20 protein-coding genes and 1 pseudogene are annotated in these 21,505 nt (G+C 64.8%); 11 read left to right on the top strand and 10 right to left on the bottom strand.

Going from position 1 to position 21,505, the window contains the following annotated elements:
- Entirely contained in the window at positions 1-477 is a 477-nt protein-coding gene (locus tag CK222_RS28180; protein WP_066997187.1) for a (2Fe-2S)-binding protein, read from the bottom strand.
- Positions 477-1,337 (bottom strand): xanthine dehydrogenase family protein subunit M, encoded by an 861-nt coding sequence (locus tag CK222_RS28175; RefSeq protein ID WP_067324793.1) that lies wholly within the window; start codon positions 1,335-1,337, stop codon positions 477-479. Before CK222_RS28175 ends, CK222_RS28180 begins: the two co-directional genes overlap by 1 nt.
- A gap of 224 nt (positions 1,338-1,561) precedes the next feature.
- On the opposite strand from CK222_RS28175, the gene CK222_RS28170 reads away from it, so the two are divergent.
- The 3 genes from CK222_RS28170 (at position 1,562) to CK222_RS28160 (ending at position 5,079) form a co-directional block, all read left to right on the top strand.
- The gene (locus tag CK222_RS28170) at positions 1,562-2,884 is read left to right on the top strand and encodes an aminotransferase class I/II-fold pyridoxal phosphate-dependent enzyme (protein ID WP_095802573.1); all 1,323 of its coding nucleotides are present in this window, start codon (positions 1,562-1,564) and stop codon (positions 2,882-2,884) included.
- A gap of 83 nt (positions 2,885-2,967) precedes the next feature.
- Positions 2,968-4,086 (top strand): branched-chain amino acid ABC transporter substrate-binding protein, encoded by a 1,119-nt coding sequence (locus tag CK222_RS28165; protein WP_095802572.1) that lies wholly within the window; start codon positions 2,968-2,970, stop codon positions 4,084-4,086.
- A 99-nt stretch (positions 4,087-4,185) separates the two neighbouring features.
- On the top strand, positions 4,186-5,079 hold the full coding sequence (locus tag CK222_RS28160) for a LysR family transcriptional regulator (RefSeq protein ID WP_245426294.1): 894 nt from the start codon (positions 4,186-4,188) through the stop codon (positions 5,077-5,079).
- Positions 5,080-5,131: 52 nt separating this feature from the next.
- On the opposite strand, the gene CK222_RS28155 is transcribed toward CK222_RS28160, so the two are convergent.
- Complete coding sequence (locus CK222_RS28155) at positions 5,132-5,713, bottom strand: TetR/AcrR family transcriptional regulator (protein ID WP_095802571.1); 582 nt, start codon at positions 5,711-5,713, stop codon at positions 5,132-5,134.
- A 141-nt stretch (positions 5,714-5,854) separates the two neighbouring features.
- Here CK222_RS28155 and CK222_RS28150 point away from each other — a divergent pair.
- Positions 5,855-6,710 (top strand): annotated as a pseudogene (locus tag CK222_RS28150) (crotonase/enoyl-CoA hydratase family protein).
- Here CK222_RS28150 and CK222_RS28145 read toward each other — a convergent pair.
- From CK222_RS28145 to CK222_RS28125, 5 genes are all read right to left on the bottom strand, one after another.
- Positions 6,707-7,021, bottom strand: coding sequence for a cupredoxin family copper-binding protein (locus CK222_RS28145; protein ID WP_095802570.1), 315 nt, complete (start codon positions 7,019-7,021; stop codon positions 6,707-6,709). The pseudogene CK222_RS28150 and the gene CK222_RS28145 sit on opposite strands and share 4 nt — an antisense overlap.
- Complete coding sequence (locus CK222_RS28140; RefSeq protein ID WP_066997196.1) at positions 7,018-7,542, bottom strand: DUF4142 domain-containing protein; 525 nt, start codon at positions 7,540-7,542, stop codon at positions 7,018-7,020. Before CK222_RS28140 ends, CK222_RS28145 begins: the two co-directional genes overlap by 4 nt.
- A 226-nt stretch (positions 7,543-7,768) precedes the next feature.
- The gene (locus tag CK222_RS28135; RefSeq protein ID WP_095802607.1) at positions 7,769-8,464 is read right to left on the bottom strand and encodes an RNA polymerase sigma factor; all 696 of its coding nucleotides are present in this window, start codon (positions 8,462-8,464) and stop codon (positions 7,769-7,771) included.
- A 94-nt stretch (positions 8,465-8,558) separates the two neighbouring features.
- The gene (locus CK222_RS28130; protein ID WP_095802569.1) at positions 8,559-9,644 is read right to left on the bottom strand and encodes an HPP family protein; all 1,086 of its coding nucleotides are present in this window, start codon (positions 9,642-9,644) and stop codon (positions 8,559-8,561) included.
- A gap of 234 nt (positions 9,645-9,878) precedes the next feature.
- The gene (locus CK222_RS28125; RefSeq protein ID WP_095802568.1) at positions 9,879-11,048 is read right to left on the bottom strand and encodes a cystathionine beta-lyase; all 1,170 of its coding nucleotides are present in this window, start codon (positions 11,046-11,048) and stop codon (positions 9,879-9,881) included.
- Positions 11,049-11,320: 272 nt separating this feature from the next.
- Between CK222_RS28125 and CK222_RS32560 the strand changes: the two genes are divergently transcribed.
- The 5 genes from CK222_RS32560 (at position 11,321) to CK222_RS28105 (ending at position 15,887) form a co-directional block, all read left to right on the top strand.
- Positions 11,321-11,458, top strand: coding sequence for a hypothetical protein (locus CK222_RS32560; protein WP_164757251.1), 138 nt, complete (start codon positions 11,321-11,323; stop codon positions 11,456-11,458).
- Positions 11,459-11,627: 169 nt separating this feature from the next.
- Positions 11,628-12,656, top strand: a complete 1,029-nt coding sequence (locus CK222_RS28120) for an amino acid ABC transporter substrate-binding protein (RefSeq protein WP_066997146.1) — start codon at positions 11,628-11,630, stop codon at positions 12,654-12,656.
- A 62-nt stretch (positions 12,657-12,718) separates the two neighbouring features.
- Entirely contained in the window at positions 12,719-13,906 is a 1,188-nt protein-coding gene (locus CK222_RS28115; RefSeq protein ID WP_095802567.1) for an amino acid ABC transporter permease, read from the top strand.
- Between the two features lie 4 nt (positions 13,907-13,910).
- Positions 13,911-15,068, top strand: coding sequence for an amino acid ABC transporter permease (locus CK222_RS28110; RefSeq protein WP_066997152.1), 1,158 nt, complete (start codon positions 13,911-13,913; stop codon positions 15,066-15,068).
- A gap of 15 nt (positions 15,069-15,083) precedes the next feature.
- The gene (locus tag CK222_RS28105; protein WP_066997155.1) at positions 15,084-15,887 is read left to right on the top strand and encodes an amino acid ABC transporter ATP-binding protein; all 804 of its coding nucleotides are present in this window, start codon (positions 15,084-15,086) and stop codon (positions 15,885-15,887) included.
- A 149-nt stretch (positions 15,888-16,036) separates the two neighbouring features.
- Here CK222_RS28105 and CK222_RS28100 read toward each other — a convergent pair whose 3' ends face one another.
- Positions 16,037-17,263, bottom strand: a complete 1,227-nt coding sequence (locus tag CK222_RS28100; RefSeq protein ID WP_095802566.1) for an FAD-dependent monooxygenase — start codon at positions 17,261-17,263, stop codon at positions 16,037-16,039.
- Between the two features lie 26 nt (positions 17,264-17,289).
- Entirely contained in the window at positions 17,290-17,535 is a 246-nt protein-coding gene (locus CK222_RS28095) for a zinc-finger domain-containing protein (protein ID WP_066997164.1), read from the bottom strand.
- Positions 17,536-17,775: 240 nt separating this feature from the next.
- On the opposite strand from CK222_RS28095, the gene CK222_RS28090 reads away from it, so the two are divergent.
- Complete coding sequence (locus CK222_RS28090; protein ID WP_095802565.1) at positions 17,776-19,971, top strand: RNA degradosome polyphosphate kinase; 2,196 nt, start codon at positions 17,776-17,778, stop codon at positions 19,969-19,971.
- Positions 19,968-21,503 (top strand): exopolyphosphatase, encoded by a 1,536-nt coding sequence (gene ppx, locus CK222_RS28085; protein ID WP_095802564.1) that lies wholly within the window; start codon positions 19,968-19,970, stop codon positions 21,501-21,503. Before CK222_RS28090 ends, ppx begins: the two co-directional genes overlap by 4 nt.
- Positions 21,504-21,505: the final 2 nt, after the last annotated feature.

Here is a 21,505-nt window from a genome sequence, read left to right as displayed (position 1 = left end):
TCAGGCTCCCTTCATCACGTTTGCCGCGTCCTGGACGGCGCGCACGATCTTGTCATAGCCGGTGCAGCGGCAGAGATTGCCGGCGAGCCCGAAGCGGATTTCCTCCTCGGTCGGGGAGGGGTTCTTCTCGAGCAGATCCTTCGCCGCAATCAAAAAACCTGGCGTGCAGATGCCGCATTGCAAGGCGGCGTGCTCGAGGAATTTCTGCTGCAGCGGATGCAGCTGGTCGCCATGCGCCATGCCTTCGATGGTCTCGATCTGGCGGCCTTCGGCCTCGGCGCCGAGCACCAGGCAGGAGCACACCAGCCGGTTGTCGACGATGACGCTGCAGGCGCCGCAGTCGCCGGTCCCGCAGCCTTCCTTGGCGCCGGTCAGTCCCAGCCGGTCGCGCAGCACGTCGAGCAGCGTCTCGTCCGGCTGGCAAAGATATTCGACGTGATCGCCGTTGATTGTCGTTGAAACCGCTACACCGGCCATCATTTGCCTCCTGCACGCTCATAGGCGGTGGTGGCGACACGCTTCGCCAGCACACCCGCAACTTTCCGTCTGAATTCGATGGTGCCGCGCTTGTCGTCGATCGGTCGGCAGGCGCCCGCGCAGATCTTGGCGAGCCGCTCCAGCGTCGCCTCATCCAGCTTCGAGCCGACGAGCACCTCGGCCGCCTCCTCGACCAGCAGCACCGTGGGCGCCGCGGCGCCCAGCGCCACGCGGGCCGACTTGATCGCGCCCGCCTCGCCGAGCGTCAGGTTCACGCCGGCGCTGACCACGGCGATGTCCATCTCGGTGCGCGGAATGAAGCGCTGATAGGCGTCGCCCGCATTTGGCGCGCGCTTGTCGAGCAGGATCGCCTCGATGATCTCGCCCTTGGCCAGCGAGGTACGGCCCGGTCCGGTCGGCACGGCTTCCACGGGGATCGTGCGCCTGCCGTTCGGCCCGGCAACCACGGCCTCGGCGCCGGCAGCCACCAACGCCGGCACGCTGTCGGCGGCGGGCGAGGCGTTGCAGAGATTGCCGACGATTGTGCAGCGTCCCTGCACCTGCTTCGAGCCGATCAGCTTGGCCGCCTCGACGACGCCCGGCCACGCCTTCTTCAGCGCCGCGTTCTCGCCGAGCACCGCGCAGGGCACCGCGGCGCCGATGCTGAAGCCTTCTGCCGTTTCCTTGATTTCGCTAAGGCCCGCGATCGCCTTGATGTCGACGATCAGCTCGGGCTCGATGAAGCCTCCCTTCATCCTCACCAGAAGGTCGCTGCCTCCGGCAAGGATCGCGGCCGGGCCGGCCGCGCTGGCCAACAGGCCGGCGGCCTCTTCTATTGATTGCGGACGTATGTAGCGCATCGTCTCCCCTTGGTGGTCATGATCAGATCGACCGTTATAAAGACTCTCCTTATAATGACCATCCGCTTCCTGCATTGCACCACCTAAGTCAGGCGCATTGCCCTAATTCCTACCCCTAAATTTTCTAAGCCTAGCCGCTAGAACTACTCGTTTGCGCTCGGCCGGCCAAGCCTCCACCATGCCCTGACGAGCCGGACATCGCATCCGGCAACAGGGAGGCTTCGATGACCGCTCTTGCCCGCAGGCCCTGGGTTCCCACGCACTGCGAGGATTTTATCCAGGCGCTGGCGACGGCCACAAGCGGGCAGGGGAACGACGCCGTGCTCGCCGCGATAGAGGGCGCAATCACGCTCAACCGGCAAATCCACGAGGCCGACTGCATCAATCTCAATCCGGCGACCAATGTCATGAACCCGAGGGCGGAGGCCGCGCTTGCCGCCGGGCTCGGCTCGCGTCCGTCGCTCGGCTATCCCGGCGACAAATACGAGATGGGACTGGAGGGCGTCGAACGCATCGAGGTCATCGCCGCCGACCTTGCGGCGCAAGTCTTCGGCGCGAAATACGCCGAGATCCGCGTCCCTTCCGGCGCCATCGCCAACCTCTACGCTTTCATGGTTGCGGCGCGGCCGGGCGACGCGATCATCGCGCCGCCGCCGGCCATTGGCGGCCATGTCACGCATCATATGGCGGGCTGCGCCGGCCTGTACGGGCTGGAGATCCATGCCGCTCCCGTTGATCCCGGCGGCTACACGGTGGATGTCGAGAGGCTCCGCGCGCTTGCCCTTAAGATCAGGCCGAAGATGATCACCATCGGCAGCAGCCTCAATCTCCTGCCGCATCCCGTCCAGGAAATCAGGGCGATCGCCGACGAGGTCGGTGCGCTGGTGCTGTTCGATGCCGCGCATCTCTGCGGCATGATCGCCGGACAGGCCTGGCAGCAGCCGCTGGAGGAGGGCGCCCATCTGATGACGATGAGCACCTATAAGAGCCTCGGCGGGCCGCCCTCCGGGCTGATCGTCACCAACGTCGCCGAGATCGCCGAAAAGCTCGACCGCATAGCCTTTCCCGGCATGACCGCCAATTTCGATGCCGCCAAGGCCGCCGCCCTGGCCATCACCATGCTCGACTGGAAGGGACATGGCCGCGCCTATGCCGCCGCCATGGCCGGCACCGCGAAGGCGCTGGCAAGCGCGCTGGCTGAGCGCGGCCTGCCGGTGTTCTCGACCGCCAAGGGGCACACCGCCTCGCACCAGTTCGCCATCGAGGCGGCGGAGTTCGGCGGCGGCCAGGCGGCGGCGAAGCGGCTGAGGCGTGCAAACATCCTCACCTGCGGCATCGGCCTGCCGGTCACGGCGGTCGATGGCGACATGAACGGCCTGCGCTTCGGCACGCCCGAGATCGTGCGCTGGGGCATGACGGAGAAGGACATGCCCGAGCTTGCCGCCCTCATCGCCAGGGGACTGCGTGGCAACGATGCCGTGGAGGATGTCGCGGCGGATGTGAGTGCATTCCGGCGCCGGTTCACGAAGCTGCATTTCGTCAGCTGAGCGCCTGAACCCGCGGGCAGGGAGCCCGCTTCGTCAAAAGCAAGGGCCGCGGGCGAGAAGCCCGCCTTCTTCAACAAAGGGGAATGACCATGCGCATGATTCTGCGATTGATGACTGCTGCCCTGATGGCCGCCGCCGCCGGCGTCGCCAGGGCGGATATCGTGCTCGGCGTCGCCGGCCCGATGTCGGGGCCGAACGCCGCCTATGGCGAGCAGTACCGCGTCGGCGTCGAGACGGCGATCCAGCGCATAAACGCCAATGGCGGCGTGCTCGGTCAGAAGCTCAGCGTCTCGGTCGGCGACGATGTCTCCGACCCCAAGCAGGGCGTGTCGGTCGCCAACAAGTTCGTCGCCGACGGCGTGCACTATGTCGTCGGCCACTACAATTCCGGTGTCACCATTCCGGCCTCGGAGATTTATGCAGAAAACGGCGTGCTCTTCGTCACGCCCACGGCCACCAACCCGATGGTGACTGAGCGAGGCCTATGGGACGCGTTCCGGGCCTGCGGCCGCGACGACCAGCAGGGCATCATCGCCGCGAAATTCGTGCTCGAGCGTTTTGCCGGCAAGAAGGTCGCGATCGTCGACGACAAGTCGACGGCCGGCAAGGGCCTCGCCGACGAGATGGCCAAGGCCTACAATTCCGGCGGCGGCAAGGAGGTGCTGCGCGAGGAGATCAACCCGGGCGAGAAGGACTACAGCGCGCTTGTCGCAAAGATCAAGGAGTCGGGCGCCGACCTTGTCTATTATGGCGGCCAGCACACAGAGGCCGGCCTCATCGTGCGCCAGATGCACGACCAGGGCGTCAAGACGGTCCTGATGGGCGGCGACGGCATATCCAACAGCGAGTTCGGCGCCATCGGCGGCGATGGCGCGGCCGGCACGCTGATGACGTCCTTCCCCGATCCGGCGAGCTTTCCCGAAGCCAAAGACGCGGTCGCCGACCTGAAGGCGAAGAATGTGCCCACTGAAGCCGTCACGCTCTACGCCTATGCCGCCACCCAGATCCTCGCCGAGGCGATCGCCAAGGCAAAGGTCGACGACCCGAAGGCGGCGTCCGAGTATCTCCATTCGGGAGCAGCCATCCCGACCGTGCTTGGCACCATTTCCTATGACGACAAAGGGGATATCAAGCAGCCGGGCTTCGTCGTATTTGAGTGGCGGAAGGTCGACGGCAAGCTCGTTCCGGTGGCCCTCAAATAGACTTGAGGTCCTGGAGGCGAGCGCAGGCGGTCGCCGTTCTTTCGCTCGAAGCATTGCCGCGCCGTCATGGCAGGCGGCGCGGCACTGGGAAAGCTGCAGATGGCCGTCAATCCGCCGCGACCGCGCATGCCGCCGCTCAACGCTCTCAGGGCCTTCGAGGCGGCGGCACGCCATGAAAGCTTCGCCAAGGCGGCGGACGAACTCGGCGTGACCCCCGCCGCCGTCTCGCATCAGGTGAAGGCGCTGGAGGCTTGGCTAGGCTCTCCGCTTTTCGTGCGTCACGCGCAAGGCCTGCACCTCACCGATGCTGGGCGTTCGGCGCTACCCTCGTTTTCCACCGCCTTCGACGCCTTGGGGCTCGCCGTCCAGGAATTGCGTATCTCGGCGCCCCGGCCGCAGGTCAGCGTCGCGGCATTGCCTTCGATCGCGCAGCTCTGGCTGGCGCCGCGGCTGCCGGCCTTGCGCGCGGCGCATCCGGCGCTGCGCCCCTCCATTCATGCGCTGGAAGAGCCGCCGGACTTCCGGCGCGAGCCTTTCGACCTCGCTATTTTCCTCACCAGGTCGGGCGCCGGCCGATCCTTCAAGCTCTGCGACGATGTCATCTTTCCTGTCTGCGCGCCGGCGCTGGCCAGACAATTGAAGACGCCGGCCGAACTTTCCTCGCAGTTGCTGCTCTGGGACACCACCTGGACGGAGGATTGGAGCCTTTGGTTCGAAGTCGCCGGCGTGAAAGGCCCGTCGATCGAAACAGGTTCCGAATTCTCGCTCTACAGCATGGCTGTGCAGGCCGCCGTCGACGGCGCCGGCGTTTTGATGGGGCATGAGGCGCTGGTGTCGCGCGCTCTCGCCGCCGGCTCGCTGGTGGCGCCGTTTCCCGAATTGCGCGTGCCGACCGGCCGCGCTCTCTCGATTCTCGCACCGGACCGTCCGCCCGCGCCCGCCGCCACCATGATCGACTGGCTGCTGGCAGAGGAGGGGGCAGCGCGCGGCTGAGGCTGCCGGAATTGCCCGTCGCGGTCCACGGGGTCAGGACGCCGGGCGAGGTCTACGCCGCTGCCATCCGCGCCCGCACCAGCGTCGCGGCGGCGTGGCCGGCGGCGGTGATGTAGTCGGGATTGTGATGGATCAGCATGCTGGAAAAGGCGCCGTCCATCAGAAGCACGATCTCGCGCGCCAGCATCTTCGGCTCGCGCACGCCATGGCTAGAAAGCTCGCCCGCCAGCCATTTCTCGAAATTGCTCTTATGGCGCGAGCCCGCCTTCACCGCCGGATGGCCGGGCATCGCGGCGAGTTCGGCGGCCGTGCGCAGGAAGCCGCAGCCCTTCCATTTGACGTGCCGCGCCACGCGCGCCAGATGGGTGAAGATCGCCGCGACCTTCTTGTCCGCGCCGCCTTGCGCCGCCTCGAACCAGCCGGCCATCTGCTTGAGGTTCGGCTGGTCGCGGCTGTCGAGATAGGCCGTGATCAGCTCGTCCTTGCTCTTGAAGTGGTAGTAGAGCGTGCGCTTGGTCAGCCCCGCCTTTTCCGCCACGGCATCGACGCTGACGCGGCCGATGCCTTCGGCATAGAAGAGTTTTGCCGCCGCGTCGACGAGGCGTTTCCTGGTTGGATTGGGCTTCTCGATCATCCATGAAGTATACCGACTAGTGAATATACAAACAAGCCGAAAGCTGATCCCTTGCAGCCGTTCCACAGAGCAATTCCAGGAAACTGCGCAGCGGCTTCCGTCCGGAATTGCGGAGAAAAACGAACGGCTAAGGAGAACACTATGACCGAGCCCGTGCTTTGCGAAATCCGCGACCGCGTCGCGGTGCTGACGCTCAACCGCCCCGAAAAGCTCAATGCCCTGAATTACGGCCTTATCGACCGCCTGCTGGCGATCCTCGACAGGATAGAGACCGACGATGCCGTGCGTGCCGTGATCCTCACCGGGGCAGGGGAGCGCGCCTTCTCGGCCGGCGGCGACATCCACGAATTCGCGTTGAGCGTGGCCGAAGGCACGGATGTCGCGCTGCGCGATTTCGTCATGCGGCCAGCGGCTGACGGCGCGGCTGGAAGCGTTCCGCAAGCCGGTCATCGCCGCCGTCAACGGCCTTGCCTTCGGCGGTGGCTGCGAGATCACCGAGGCGGTGCCGCTGGCGGTCGCCAGCGACCGCGCCCTGTTCGCCAAGCCGGAAATAAAACTCGCCATGCCGCCGACCTTCGGCGGCACGCAGCGCCTGCCGAGGCTTGCCGGGCGCAAACGCGCGCTCGAACTGCTGCTTACCGGCGAGCCTTTCTCGCCCGCGCGGGCGCTGGAACTCGGGCTGGTCAACAAAGTCGTGCCGCATGAGGAGCTGATGCCGGCCGCGCTCGATCTTGCGAACCGCATCATCCGCCATTCGCAGGCGGCGGTGGCTGGCATTCTCACCGCGGTGGCGCGCGGCATCAGCCTTAGCATCGCCGAGGGCCTGCTGGTCGAGGCCGAGCAGTTCGCCCGCATGGCCCCGACCGCCGACCTCGGCGAAGGGCTCAGCGCCTGGATCGAGCGGCGCCAGCCCATCTATGACGGCTCATGGACGCACGTCACCCGGCTCAGCGAGGCACGGCGCGCCTCGCTTCGGCGCGATCCCGCGGCGGACTAGGGCGCCACGTTGAGGTGCCCCTTCATGTTGGGATGGAAGCGGCAGAAATAGTCGACCGCTCCCGCTTGCTTGAGCGTGATCCTGCCTTTCGCTTTCGGCGGGATCATCACCTCCCAGCCGCCCTTCACTGTCGCGGTGTGGGCGATGACGTCCTTGTTCACCCACTCGATCGTGTCGCCGACCTTGGCCTCGACGCTCGCCGGCGAGTAGACCAGCCTGTCGATGGTCACCTCGATGGTGGCGGCGAGCGCCGGCGGCGCGACAAGCGCCAGCGTCAGCGAGCCGAGCAGCGATAACGCGCCCGCCCTCATTTCAACGTGCCGGCGACATGCTCGGCATGCTGCTCATGTCCCTGGAAGATTTTCAGCCCCGTCTCGAGCAGGCTCTTCAACTCGGCATTGCTGGCCGAAGGAATGAGCAGGGTTTCGAGCGCGCCGTTGACCTGCTTGTGATAGGCGACCTCGTTCTCGATATAGGCCTTATCGAAGGCAGTGCCCTCGAGCTTTGCCAGCTTGGCGCGCTCTTCCTTCGCCGCCTTGGTCAGCGCCTGGCTGGTGGCGTTGTCTTCCGGCTTCACCTTCAGCTTCTTCACCAGATCGAGAGCCTGCTTGTTCACCGCCTCGTGGTCGCGCTCCATATCCTTGGCAAAGTCGACGACCTCCTTGGTTTTCGACTTCTGGATCGCCAGCTTCGCCGCCTCGATGTCGAGCACGCCGGCCGTATAGGCGATATGGGCGATCTGCGGGTCGGTCGGCTTCTCGGCGGCTCCAGCCAGCGGCGCTGCGCTGACGAGGAGGAAGGCTGCGAGGGCTGCGGTCGGTCGGATAAACATGGCATCTCCTTCGCCCGGCACATTGGCACCGGGCTTCATTCTCAGTTGACGGCCATTGGATGCGGGAGAGGGCGAAACGTTCCCGGGAAAAGTCGCGGGACACATACTCATCACTTCGTCATCTTAGGGTCTGCGCGCGTCGCTTTGCTCCTGCTACGCCCAGGATGACGAGGCGATGGCGGCGATGCCTATCCTCAACGCGGGCTTCGCAAAATCTGAACGCGCCTCAGGCCTCGAACCCCAGCCTCTTCATCACCGCCTGCGTGAGCCGTTCGCAGCGCCGGCCGGCGAAAGGAAAAGCGTCGAGCAGCACCGGGCCGATCTCGTCGTCCAGCGCCTTGCGCACCAAGGCACGCGCCCGGTGCAGCCTTGTCTTCACCGTTTCCGGCCTGATGCCGAGCAGGTCGGCGGTTTCCTCGATGCTCAATCCCTCGATGACGCGGGCGACGAAGACCGTGCGATAGACATCGGGAAGGCTGTCGGTCGCCCGCTCGACAAGCCCGAGGATCTGCCGCTGCGCCATTGTCCGCTCCGGATCGTCGCCAGGGTTCAAGTCATTTGAATTCAACGGAAACCGGATGATCTGCGCGTCAGGGTTTTCAGGCATCGCCACGATGCGCTTTTTCTTGCGCAGCCGGCCGAGTGCCTCGTTGATGACGATGCGCGACAGCCAGGTCGAGAGCGAGGCATCGCCGCGGAAGCTGTCGAGGCTGGCGAAGGCGCGCATATAGGCTTCCTGCACGATGTCCTCGGCCTCGGCGTCGTTGCGCACCACGCCGCGCGCGATGCGGTAGAGCCGCTGGTTGTGCGTCTTGATGATCAAGCGGAAGGCGCCCGGGTCCCGTGCCAGGGCCCGGTGCACCAACGCCATCTCGCCGGCCTCCGCCGCCGAAACCGCGGCGGCCTGACTTGCTGACTTCATCATCGCGCCCCGATCTCCCAACATGCGTTGCATCCGGGCAATTGGACGCGCCTGCCGGCAAAAGGTTCCCGGATTTTCCCGATCCAGTCGCGCGCTATGCTACAGCTTTCAGCGGCGGCCTGTCTGCAGCCTGCGCGCGGGCGGCGGCAGCAAGCAGATCGGTCTGGGTGATGAGTCCGAGAATATGCCGTCCGGCGTCGACGATCACCACCGCATGGCTGCGCCCGTCGGTCAGCAGCGGCAGCAGGCTCATCGCTGGCGTCTCGGGCGAGGCCGTGCCGGCCTTCGACATCACGCCCTTCACGGTGTCGGTCGCTTGCGTCAGTTCGCGCAGGCCGACGGCGCCGACCAGCCTCGCGTCGGCGTCGACCACCGGCAGGGTGCGGATATTGTGGTCGAGAAGCTGCTTGCGCGCCTCGTCGGCGGTGGCGTTCTCCGACATCGAGATCACGTCGCGGGACATGATGTCCCGGCAGAGCAGCGTCCGATGCGCGCGCACCATCGCCTGCAGCTCGACCTGGCGCAGCAGCCTTTCGATGTCGTCACGGTCGATGTCGAAGGTCTCGTCGAGTGCCGCCAGGGCGGCATCGACATCCTCGGGCCGGAAGCCGACGCGCTCCGCCGGCGGCCGGTCGGCTGTGCCGTGGCTGTTGGCGGCAGGCTGAGGCACATGCGGATAGTTGCGCCGCGACAGCTTGTGGAACAGGAAACCGAGCGTCACCAATATGATCGAGTTCAGCGCCACCGGCACGAAGGGAAACAGGAAGCCGGCGCTGATCACGGCCGGCCCGCCAAGCACGCCGGTGAGGGCTGCCGCACCGCCCGGCGGATGCAGTGAGCGCGTAAACGACATGGCGGCGATCGCCAGCGCCACCGCCAGCCCGGAGGCGATCACCGGGTTGTGCACGAAATGCGCCACCGTCACGCCGACCAGCGCGGAGATCGTGTTGCCGCCGATGATCGACCAGGGCTGCGCCAACGGGCTCGACGGAACGGCAAAGAGCAGCACGGCGGACGCGCCCATCGGCGCCACCAGCATCGCCACATGCGGTCCGTTGCCCATGGCGAGCCCGCTGATCACGCCGGTCAGCGCGATGCCGATGGTCGCGCCGATGCAGGCAAGCAGCCGCTCGCGCAGCGTCGCGCCGGCAAGGATCGGAACGAAGAGGCGGAACGCCATGGCAGCCCCAGGTCGAAATGGCTTGAACTGTCGAATGGTGGAATTTGCGCTGCCCGAAATGCCGCCGAAGCCACGGATTTGGAAGCCAAACCAATCCGTATATTCGCGGCTGGAGAGAATATTATTGCAGCGCGGATCGCCTGCGAGATGCCGCCAGCGGCCTCGGCTTTCTCAATCGCGCCAAGGTCTTAGGCCGTCCGCGGATTCAGTTTGGCAACGGCTCTAGCCCGTCGCTCAGGCCTCGGCCGCGGCGGCGAGGCCGCGCTGGATGTCGGCCTTGAGGTCCTCGACGTCTTCCAGCCCGATCTGCAGGCGGATCAGCGGCCCGGCATAGGAGCCCTTGGCGATGGTGCGGTCGCCGAGGAAAACCGGCACCGCAAGGCTCTCATAGCCGCCCCAGGAGTAGCCGAGGCCGAAGATGGTCAGCGCGTTGAGGAAGGCGTGCTGCGCCTTCTGTCCGCCGCCATTCAGAACGATCGAAAAGACGCCGCTCGAGCCGCAGAAATCGCGCTTCCAGAGCGCATGGTCGGGATGGCTCGGCAGCGCCGGATGCAGCACCTGCGCCACGCTCGGCTGCTCCTCCAGCCAGCGCGCGATTTCGAGCGCGCTCTTCTGGTGCTGCTCCAGCCTCACCCCCATGGTGCGCAGGCCGCGCAGCGTCTGGTAGATGTCGTCCGGGCCCGAACAGCAGCCCAGCGTGCAGAACCCTTCATAGAGCTGCTTCCAGCAAGCCTCATTGGCCGAGACCAGGCCGAGCAGGACGTCCGAATGGCCGGCCGGGTATTTGGTTGCCGCATGGATCGAGATGTCGACGCCGTGGTCGAGCGGCTTGAAGTAGAGCGGCGTCGCCCAGGTGTTGTCCATCATGACGAGCGCGTTTGCCGCATGCGCCGCCTTGGCGATCGCCGGAATGTCCTGCACCTCATAGGTGTTCGATCCCGGCGACTCGGTGAACACCACCTCGGTGTTGGGCTTGATCAGCGATGCAATTCCGGCGCCGATGCGCGGATCGTAATATTCGACTTCGATGCCGAGCCGCTTCAGCATCGTATCGGCGAAATTCCGCGTCGGGTGATAGACCGAATCGACGATCAAAACATGATCGCCGGCCGAGACGAAGGTGAGCAGGGGAATCGTCACCGCAGCCAGTCCCGACGGCACGGCGATCGTGCCGGCCGACCCTTCCAGCGCATCGACGGCGAGCGTGAGCGCATCCATCGTCGGCGTGCCGCGCGTCCCGTAGGTGTATTTCTGGCTGCGCGAGGCCATCGAGGCGGCGTCGGGGTAAAGCACCGTCGAGGCATGCACGATCGGCGGATTGACGAAGCCGAAATAGTCGCGCGGGTTGTTGCCGGAATGGGCAAGCCGCGTGTTGATGCCTATGTTGCTGCCGTCTGTCGCCATAGTTCGTCGCTCGTCGCCCATAGTTCGTCGCTCGTCGCAGTGTGTCAGGGGCTCAGCCATAGAGCCATGGAACTGGTCGCGCAACCGCTGCGAACCCGCCAAGCGATGGTGTTTGGCTGGGCCAAATGAGAGGTCGCCGGCTCATCTTTCGTGCTCTTTGCAGGCTTCCGGCGACGATGCGCCGGAGGCAGCCTGGCGCGCCTTTCTTCGCTACGAATCACGCCAGTCCTTCCATTGCCGCCAACAAGTAGTAAGAGGCGGGAGTTCAGGTAATGGCCAAAATTTCGATGGCGCCGGACTTGCCGGTCCCGGCTGCAGCTCTTGGCCAATTTGCGGGCGCTTTTGGCTGCAATTCGGTGATTTGCGGCAATCGGTTTTCAAACGTGTCGCAATTCGGTCATTTCCCTTGACCTCACAGGAATAATCGCCTTCGATGCGTTTCGTGAATGGGAGGCAGTGCATCGGCGAAACGATGCGGGTCCGGGAGCGGGCCCAAGTGGGAGCTGCATTCACAAACGAAAAAAGATCAAGCGTCGCCTGCAATTAGGGGCGCCTGTAACAGAAAAGGGTCTGTGGGTCATGAAACACATTGCATTGGGCATGCTTGGCGCCGCCGCGCTCGGGCTCATGGCGTCCGCCGCTTCGGCCGGCACGCTCGACACCGTCAAGCAGAAGGGCTTCATCCAGTGCGGCGTCTCGACCGGCCTCGCCGGCTTCTCGGCGCCGGACGACAAGGGCGACTGGAAGGGCATCGATGCGGATTTCTGCCGCGCCGTCGCGGCCGCCGTCTTCGGTGACGGCTCCAAGGTCAAGTTCACGCCGCTCAGCGCCAAGGAGCGTTTCACCGCCCTGCAGTCGGGCGAGATCGATATCCTCTCGCGCAACACCACCTGGACGAGCAACCGCGACAGCGCGCTCGGCCTCGATTTTGTCGGCGTCACCTATTATGACGGCCAGGGCTTCATGATCAACGCCAAGAAGCTGCCGGGTGTGAACTCCGCACTGCAGCTTTCGGGCGCCGCGGTCTGCGTGCAGAGCGGCACCACCACGGAGCTCAACCTCGCCGACTACTTCAAGAAGAACAAGATGGAGTACAACCCCGTCGTGTTCGAGAAGCTGGAAGAGGTCAACGCCGCCTATGATTCCGGCCGCTGCGACGCCTACACCACCGACCAGTCCGGCCTTTACGGCATCCGCCTGACGCTCTCCTCGCCCGCCGACCACGTCGTGCTGCCCGAGATCATCTCCAAGGAACCGCTCGGTCCGGCCGTGCGCCAGGGCGACGATCAATGGGCCCATATCGCGCGGTGGACGTATTTTGCGCTGCTCAATGCCGAGGAAGCCGGCATCACGCAGGCCAATGTCGAGGAGATGAAGTCGTCGACCGATCCGAACATCCAGCGCCTCCTTGGCACTGAGCCCGATGGCAAGTACGGCGCCGATCTCGGCCTCTCCAACGACTGGGTTGTCAACATCATCAAGGCGGTCGGCAACTACGGCGAAATGTTCGAGCGCAATGTCGGCTCGGGCAGCCCGCTCAAGATCGCGCGCGGCATCAACGCTCTGTGGACGAAGGGCGGCCTGCAATATGGTCCGCCGGTTCGCTGATTGAAATGTGATCCGGGAGGCAGGTCGTCTGCCTCCCGGTTTCTCTTTTCAGGGGATCGTCTATGGCTTCGCAGGAAATCCTTCGGCAGGAGCCGGGTCGCGGCTCCTTCATCAATGACCCGAAAATACGCGCCCTGTTCTTTCAGACGCTGGTCGTAATTCTTCTGTTCGTTTCGATCTGGTGGATCGTCAACAACGTCATCGAGAACCTCCAGCGCCTTCACATCGCGTCAGGCTTCCAGTTCCTCAGGAACAGGGCCGGTTTCGATATCTCCGACACGCCGATTGCCTACACGTCGGACGCAACCTATGGCCGTGCGCTTATCGTCGGCCTGCTCAACACAATCATCGTTGCCGCCGCCGGCATTGTCCTCGCCACCATAGTCGGCTTCATCATTGGCATCGGCCGGCTATCGCAAAATTGGCTGATCCGTAAGATCTGCACGGTCTATGTCGAGATCTTCCGCAATATTCCGCCGCTGCTGGTCATCTTCTTCTGGTATTCGGGCGTGCTCGCGGTGCTGCCGCCGCCGCGCGAGAGCTATCACCTGCCGTTCGGCTCCTTCCTCAACCAGCGCGGCTTCTATTTTCCGCGCGGCATCTGGAGCGAAGGTTCCTGGCTGATCCTGGTTGCATTTGTCGTAGCGCTGGCCATGGCGTGGTTTGTCGCATATCGGGCCCGCCAAAGGCAGATGGCCACCGGCCAGCAATTCCCGGTGTTCTGGACCTCGGTCGCCCTGATCGTCGGACTACCCGTGCTCGCTTTCCTGCTCGCCGGCATGCCGCTTACCTTCGACTTCCCGAAGCAGTCGACCTTCAATTTGACAGGCGGATTTCAGATCAAGCCTGAGTTCCTGTCGCTCCTGCTGGCGCTTTCCTTCTACACGGCCGCCTTCATCGCCGAGATCGTGCGCGCCGGCATCAAGGGCGTCAGCAAAGGCCAGAGCGAAGCGGCGGCTGCACTCGGCCTACGCTCCGGGCCGATCCTGCGCCTGGTGGTGATCCCGCAGGCGATGCGCATCGTCATCCCGCCGCTTACCAGCCAGTATCTGAACCTCACCAAGAACTCTTCGCTGGCGATCGCCATCGGCTACCCCGATCTCACCGCCACCGCCGGCACGGTGCTCAACCAGACCGGCCAAGCGGTCGAGGGCGTGTTCCTCATGATGATCGCCTATCTGGTGCTGAGCCTCGTCACCTCTGCGGTGATGAACGTGGTGAACGCCAGAATGGCGCTGGTGGAGAGGTAGAGCCATGCAGGAACACGACATGTCCTGGGTGCGCACCGAGATGACGCTGGCGCAGCCGGCGCCTCCTGGCGAGCGCGGCGCCTATGCCTGGGTGCGCAAGAACCTGACCGCCTCGGTTGGCGACACTATCCTGACCATCCTCGGCATCGCCATAGTCGCCTGGATCCTGCCGCAGGTCATCAACTGGGCCTTCATAAACGCAGTGTGGACCGGGCCGGACCGCACGGTCTGCGCCACCGTCTCGCAAGGCGGCATCCAGCCCGACGGCTGGACCGGCGCCTGCTGGGCTTTCGTCAACGCCAAGTTCGGCCAGTTCATGTTCGGCACCTATCACATCGAGGAACGCTGGCGGCCTATCCTGGTCGCCATCCTGTTCGTGGTGTTGCTGGTGCCTATGCTGATCCCGCGCGTGCCGCGCAAGGGGCTGAACGCCATCCTGCTCTTCCTCGTGCTGCCGGTCGTCGCCCACTTCCTTTTGGTCGGCGGCGTGTTCGGCCTGCCGCATGTCGAGACCTCGCGCTGGGGTGGGCTGCTGGTGACGCTCAGTCTCTCCTTCGTTGGTATGGCCGTGTCGCTGCCCCTGGGCATCGCTCTGGCGCTCGGCCGTCGCTCCCAGATGCCGATCGTCAAATGGCTGTGCGTCGTCTTCATCGAGACGGTGCGCGGCATTCCGCTGATCACCGTGCTGTTCTTCGCCAGCGTCATGCTGCCGCTTTTCCTTCCCGAGGGCGTCACCTTCGACAAGTACCTCAGGGCGCTGATCGGCGTGTCGCTGTTTGCCGCCGCCTATATGGCGGAAGTGGTGCGCGGCGGCCTGCAGGCGATCCCGAAGGGCCAGTATGAGGGCGCCGATTCGCTCGGCCTCGGCTATTGGCAGAAGATGGGCCTGATCGTGCTGCCGCAGGCCTTGAAGCTGGTCATTCCCGGCATCGTCAACACCTTCATCGGCATGTTCAAGGATACCAGCCTGGTGCTCATCATCTCGATGTTCGACCTGCTCGGCGTGGTCAAGCAGAATTTCTCCGATCCCAACTGGGCGACGCCGCAGACCCCGAAGTCCGGCCTGATCTTCGCCGCCTTCGTGTTCTGGCTGTTCTGCTTCGGCATGTCGCGCTATTCAATGTACACCGAGCGCCGGCTGGACACCGGCTACAAACGATAAAAAGGGGAATTGGCCATGGCCACCGAAAACGCCGTCAGCGCGGAAGACCTCAAGGTCGATGCCAAGAAGATGCACATCTCGACGACAGATGTCGCCATCGACATCGTCGGCATGCACAAATGGTATGGCGAGTTCCATGTGCTGAAGGACATCAACCTCAAGGTGATGCGCGGCGAGCGCATCGTCATCTGCGGTCCGTCCGGCTCCGGCAAGTCGACCATGATCCGCTGCATCAACCGCTTGGAAGAGCACCAGAAGGGCAAGATCATCGTCGACGGCAAGGAACTCACCAACGATCTGAAGAAGATCGACGAGGTGCGCCGCGAGGTCGGCATGGTGTTCCAGCACTTCAACCTGTTCCCGCATCTGACAATCCTGGAGAACTGCACGCTGGCGCCAATCTGGGTGCGCAAGACGCCAAAGAAGCAGGCCGAGGAAATCGCCATGCATTTCCTGAAGCGCGTCAAGATCCCGGAGCAGGCCAACAAATATCCTGGACAGCTCTCCGGCGGCCAGCAGCAGCGCGTGGCGATCGCCCGCTCGCTCTGCATGAACCCGCGCATCATGCTGTTCGACGAGCCGACCTCGGCGCTCGACCCGGAAATGATCAAGGAAGTGCTGGAGACGATGGTTGGCCTTGCCGAAGAAGGCATGACGATGCTTTGCGTCACCCACGAGATGGGCTTTGCCCGCAAGGTCGCCAACCGGGTGATCTTCATGGATCAGGGCCAGATCGTCGAGCAGAACACGCCGGCCGAGTTCTTCGATAATCCGCGCCATGAGCGCACGAAACTGTTCCTGTCGCAGATCCTGCACTGAGCTTCTGACGCCAATTCGAGAAGCCCGGCCGCCAACGGCCGGGGCTTTTGAGCGACCGGTTGGTGAAGCGCGCTGCCGGTCTCGCCTTCCATAGTTGTCGAGGCGCGGTAGCATTGGCGGTCGTGCAGGACACCGCTGCAGCGAACGCCTCACCGCCTGTTCCGCTCCTCCCAGCCATAGAGCCAGTCCAAATCTCCCGCGAGTTTCTCCGCCGGCCGCGTCGCCAACACCAGGTTGCGCGCGATCGCAACCGGGCCCCATGCGTGCCAGGCCAGGCGGTTGAGCGCGCCGCGTCTGATCACCTTCTCGATGCGCGGGCGCCTGCGATTTTCCCATGTGGAGAGGTTCTGCCGCCGATCGCCGGGGAAGTCGGCGACCAGATCGGCGAGCGTCGCGGCATCCTCGATCGCCATCGCCGCGCCCTGCGCCGCGAACGGGGTCATGGCGTGCGCCGCGTCTCCGATCAGGGCTACCTGCGGCATCGTCCAGCGAGCCTGCTCGACGGTGTGGATCGGAAACGCCGTCCAAGGCCCGGCGAGCGCGGCGAGTCTCGCCAGCGCGGGCGACGTGCCGCGCATAGCGCTGGCGAGAATGGCGGGATCGGCATGGCCGGACCAGCCTTCGGCGATGCGCTCGCCCTTGGTGAAGGCGGCCAGATTGAAGGCGCTGCCTTTGCTCACCGGATAGGCGACCATATGGAAGCCGGGATGCAGGAAGGCGGTGATGCAGTCGCCGGCGGCGATTGCTGCAAAAGCCTGGCCGGCGGCGCTTGTCGCTGCAACCGTTGCGCGCCAGGCCAGCTCGCCCGAGAAGCGGTTCTTCCCGAAGGCCGGCTCTCGACCCGCAAGCAGCCTGCGAACCGACGACCAGACGCCGTCCGCGCCGATCAGCAGGCCGCCGGCGGCCTCGATGCTGCCGCCATCCGTTTCGGCGGCGACGGCGATGTCTTGCGGGTGAACAGCGACGTCCGTTACCCGCGCGCCGGTGACGAGTTGGATTTCAGGATGCTCCGCCATCCGCGCCGTCAGCGCCGCCTGCAGGTCGGCGCGGTGCGCCACCAGATAGGGCGCGCCCCAACGCTCTTCGCCGGCCTGGCCGAGCGGCACGCGCGCCAGTTCGCGCAAGGTGGCAGCGCCCTTCAGCACCACCGCTTCCGGGCGGATCGCGCTCAGCCGCAACCGGTCGAGCGCGCCGAGCCGACTGAGCATACGGGTGGCGTTGGGGGAAAGCTGGATGCCCGCGCCCACCGCTTCGAGCTGGCTGGCCTGTTCCAGCACCGTGACGGCATGGCCGTGTTCGGCAAAGGCAAGAGCTGCCGTCAGTCCGGCGATACCGGCCCCGGCGATGACGACCTGCCGGGACCGCGCCTCCTCCATGGTCTAGCGGTCACCCAGATCCGCGATCAGGCGGCCTGGTCGATATAGAGGCAGCCGGCAGGCTCGGTTTCCGTCGCCTTCAGCTTCGGCGAATAGCGGTAGAGCGTCGAGCAGTAAGGGCAGACCTTTTCATTGTCGTCGCCCATGTCGAGGAATACATGCGGATGGTCGAAAGGCGGATTGGCGCCGGTGCACATGAATTCCTTGACGCCGATATCGATCGCCGGATGGCCCGCGTCGTTCTGGAAATGGGGAATGGTACCGCCTGCCATCGTCGTCTCCTTCAGTTCGGCCCGTTTGCATCTGGATCATAACCGGCCGGTTTGCAAGATCGATGAAATGAAACTGTCGCAAAAGCCTGGCAGAGGATAAGTTGAGCCGGTTAAGCGCATGAGACCGGAAACGAAGCGATTCCGTGACATCATGCGTCATAAGAGCGTGTTAGAGCGTGCATAGCGCGTCCGGCGGCGTATGGCGCTCAAAGAACGACGTTGTGGCCAAGAGCAGGAACCATGAACGAACTGAAGCCGGTGCAGAGCGAGTTCATCACCGTCGAGGCGGCGAGCCCGGACGGCGGCAATCCAGACCGTTTCGTCAACCGCGAGTTTTCCTGGCTGCAGTTCAACCGCCGGGTGCTCGAGGAATCGCTGAACGAGCATCACCCGCTGCTCGAGCGCGTCCGCTTCCTGTCGATCTCGGCCGCAAATCTCGACGAGTTCTTCATGGTGCGCGTCGCCGGCCTCGCCGGTCAGGTGCGCGAGGGCATCGCGTTGAAGAGCCCGGACGGCCGCACGCCTGAGCAGCAGTTGGAGCAATTGCTGCGCGAGGTCGAGCGCCTGCAGGAAGACCAGCAGAAGAGCCTGTCGGTCTTGATGGAGCTGCTCAACAAGGAAGGCATCGAAAGCATCCCCCGCGACGGCCTGACCAAGGACGAGAAGGCCTGGCTGGAGGAGCATTTCCAGGGTCAGGTTTTCCCGGTGCTGACGCCGCTGTCGATCGACCCGGCGCACCCGTTTCCGTTCATCCCCAATCTCGGTTTCTCAATGGCGCTGCAGCTGCGCCACCGCAAGAACGGCGAGGAGATGAGCGCGCTCTTGCGCTTGCCGGTGGCGCTGCGGCGGTTCATCCGTCTGCCCGACCGCAAGCATCATGTCCGCTTCATCCCGCTGGAAGAAGCGGTCGGCCTGTATATCGGCAAGCTCTTCCCTGGATATGAGGTCAAGGGCTCGGGCACGTTCCGCATCATCCGCGACAGCGATATCGAGGTGGAGGAGGAATCGGAAGACCTCGTTCGCCTGTTCGAGACGGCGCTGAAGCGCCGCCGCCGCGGCTCCGTCATCCGCATCGAATTCGACACGCTGATGCCGGCCGAGTTGCGCGACTTCGTCGCCGGCGAGCTCGGAGTGTCGTCGAGCCGCATCAGCGTGCTCACCGGGCCGCTGGCGCTCAACCAGATCTCCGAGATCGTCGCCATCCCGCGCGACGACCTCAAATTCACGCCCTATAACCCACGCTTTCCCGAGCGCATCCGCGAGCATGGCGGCGACTGCCTGGCCGCCATCCGCGAGAAGGATATCATCGTCCACCACCCCTACGAATCCTTCGACGTCGTGGTGCAGTTCCTGCGCCAGGCGGCGGCCGATCCGGAAGTCGTCGCCATCAAGCAGACGCTCTACCGCACCTCGAACGACAGCCCGATCGTGCGGGCGTTGATCGACGCGGCGGAGGCCGGCAAGTCGGTGACGGCGCTCGTCGAGCTCAAGGCGCGCTTCGATGAAGAGGCCAATATCCGCTGGGCGCGCGACCTCGAGCGCGCCGGCGTCCAGGTCGTGTTCGGCTTCCTGGAGTTGAAGACCCACGCCAAGATGTCGCTGGTGGTCCGCCGCGAGGACGGCCGGCTGCGCAATTACGTGCATCTCGGCACCGGCAACTACCATCCGGTCACCGCCCGCATCTACACCGACCTGTCCTTCTTCACCACCGACCCGACGATCGCGCGCGATGTCGCGCAGATCTTCAACTTCATCACCGGCTACGCCGAGCCTGCCGAGGAGATGCGTCTTGCGGTGTCGCCGTTCACGCTGCGCGACCGCATCCTGAGGCACATCGCCGAGGAGATCGCCCATGCGCTCGAGGGCAGGCCGGCCCGTATCTGGATGAAGATGAACGCGCTCGTCGATCCGACCGTCATCGACGCTCTCTATGACGCCAGCCGCGCCGGCGTCGAGATCGATCTCGTCGTGCGCGGCATCTGCTGCCTGAGGCCGCAGGTGCCGGGTCTTTCCGAGAACATCAGGGTGAAGTCGATTGTCGGCCGCTTCCTAGAGCACAGCCGCATCTACTGCTTCGGCAACGGCCACGGTCTGCCGTCCGACGAAGCGATCGTCTACATCTCCTCGGCCGATATCATGCCGCGCAATCTCGACCGCCGCGTCGAGACCCTGGTGCCGATCACCAATCCGACTGTGCATGAACAGGTGCTTGGCCAGATCATGCTCGGCAACATCATGGACAATCAGCAAAGTTTCGACGTATTGGCTGATGGCACCTCCCGGCGCGCTGCGCTCGAGGAGGGCGAGGAACCGTTCAACGCGCAGGAATATTTCATGACCAATCCGAGCCTTTCCGGACGGGGTGACGCGCTGAAATCGCATGCGCCCAGGCGCATTGCACAGTTCAAGCGCCGCAAGAAGAACGCCGCCGCGTGATTTCAGTCTCGCAGGGCCGGCTCCAGGACCGGCGGCCGCTGTCGATCATCGACATCGGATCGAACTCGATCCGCCTCGTCGTCTATGAAGGGCTGGCGCGCTCGCCGACGATGCTGTTCAACGAAAAGATGCTGGCCGGCCTCGGCCGCGGCATCGTTTCGACGGGCAAGCTCGATCCCGAGGCGGTGACGCGCTCGATGGAGGAGTTCCGCCGTTTTCGCGCGCTTTCCGATCAAGCCGGCGCCGAGCACATCTATGTGCTGGCGACCGCGGCCGCGCGCGAGGCGGTCAACGGCCCGGACTTCATCCACCGCGCCGAGGATGTGCTGAAGACCGAGATCCGCGTGCTTTCCGGCCGCCAGGAAGCGCATTATTCGGCGCTTGGCATCATTTCCGGCTTCTATCCGGCCAACGGCATCGCCGGCGACCTTGGCGGCGGCAGCCTGGAGCTCGTCGACATCAATGGCGAGGCGATCGGCGACGGTATCACGCTGCCGCTCGGCGGCCTGCGCCTGCAGGACATGGCGAAGAACTCTCTCGTCCAGGCGCAGAAGATCGCGCGCCAGGAACTGGCGCGGGCGAAGCTTTTGAAGGGCGGGCAGGGCAGGGTGTTCTACGCCGTCGGCGGAACCTGGCGAAACCTCGCCCGGCTCCATATGGAAATGACCAACTACCCGCTCGGCGTCATGCATCATTACGAGATCGCCGCCGACAGCGCCCTGAACTTCCTCAGGCAGGTGGCCAAGGGCGAGGTCGAAAAGGTCAAGGGCATCGAAGGCGTCTCCAAGAACCGCCGCTCGCTGCTGCCTTACGGTGCGGTCGTGCTGCAGGAAATCATGGCGGCAATGCAGCCCTCGAAGATCGTCGTCTCGGCGCAGGGCGTGCGCGAAGGCTTCCTCTATTCGCTGCTCGACGCCGCCGAGCAGAAGGCGGATCCGCTGATCTCCGCGGCGGAGGAACTGGCGCTGCTGCGCTCGCGCTCGGTCCATCACGCGCATGACCTCGTCGACTGGACGGACAAGGCTTTCAAGGCCTTCGGCATCGACGAGACGGTGGATGAGGCGCGCTACCGCCACGCCGCCTGCCTGCTTGCCGATATCGGCTGGCGGGCGCATCCCGAATATCGCGGCCAGCAGTCGCTCAACATCATCGCGCATGCGTCCTTTATCGGCGTCGACCATCCTGGCCGCGCCTATCTGGCCCTGACCAACGCCTATCGCCATGACGGCATCTTCAACGATGCGATCGCGCCCGAGATCAAGACCCTGGCGCCGCCGCGCATGCTCGAGCGCGCCCGTGCGCTGGCGGCAATGATGCGTGTGGTCTACCTGCTGACGGCGGCGATGCCCGGGGTCATGCCGCGGCTGAAATGGGAAAGCCGCGGCAACGGTGCGCTTGCGCTGGTGCTGCCGGCGTCGCTTGCCGACCTCTATGGCGAACGACCCGCCGGGCGTCTGGCGCAGCTGGCGCGCATCACCAACCGCCGGCTGGTGCTGGCGGTCGAGGGCGGGCCAAGCATTTCCGTCAAGTGACG

Source organism: Mesorhizobium sp. WSM3866 (assembly GCF_002294795.1).
In the GTDB taxonomy this organism is placed as follows: Bacteria; Pseudomonadota; Alphaproteobacteria; order Rhizobiales; family Rhizobiaceae; genus Mesorhizobium.
This window is presented reverse-complemented; position numbering and strand designations above follow the sequence as displayed.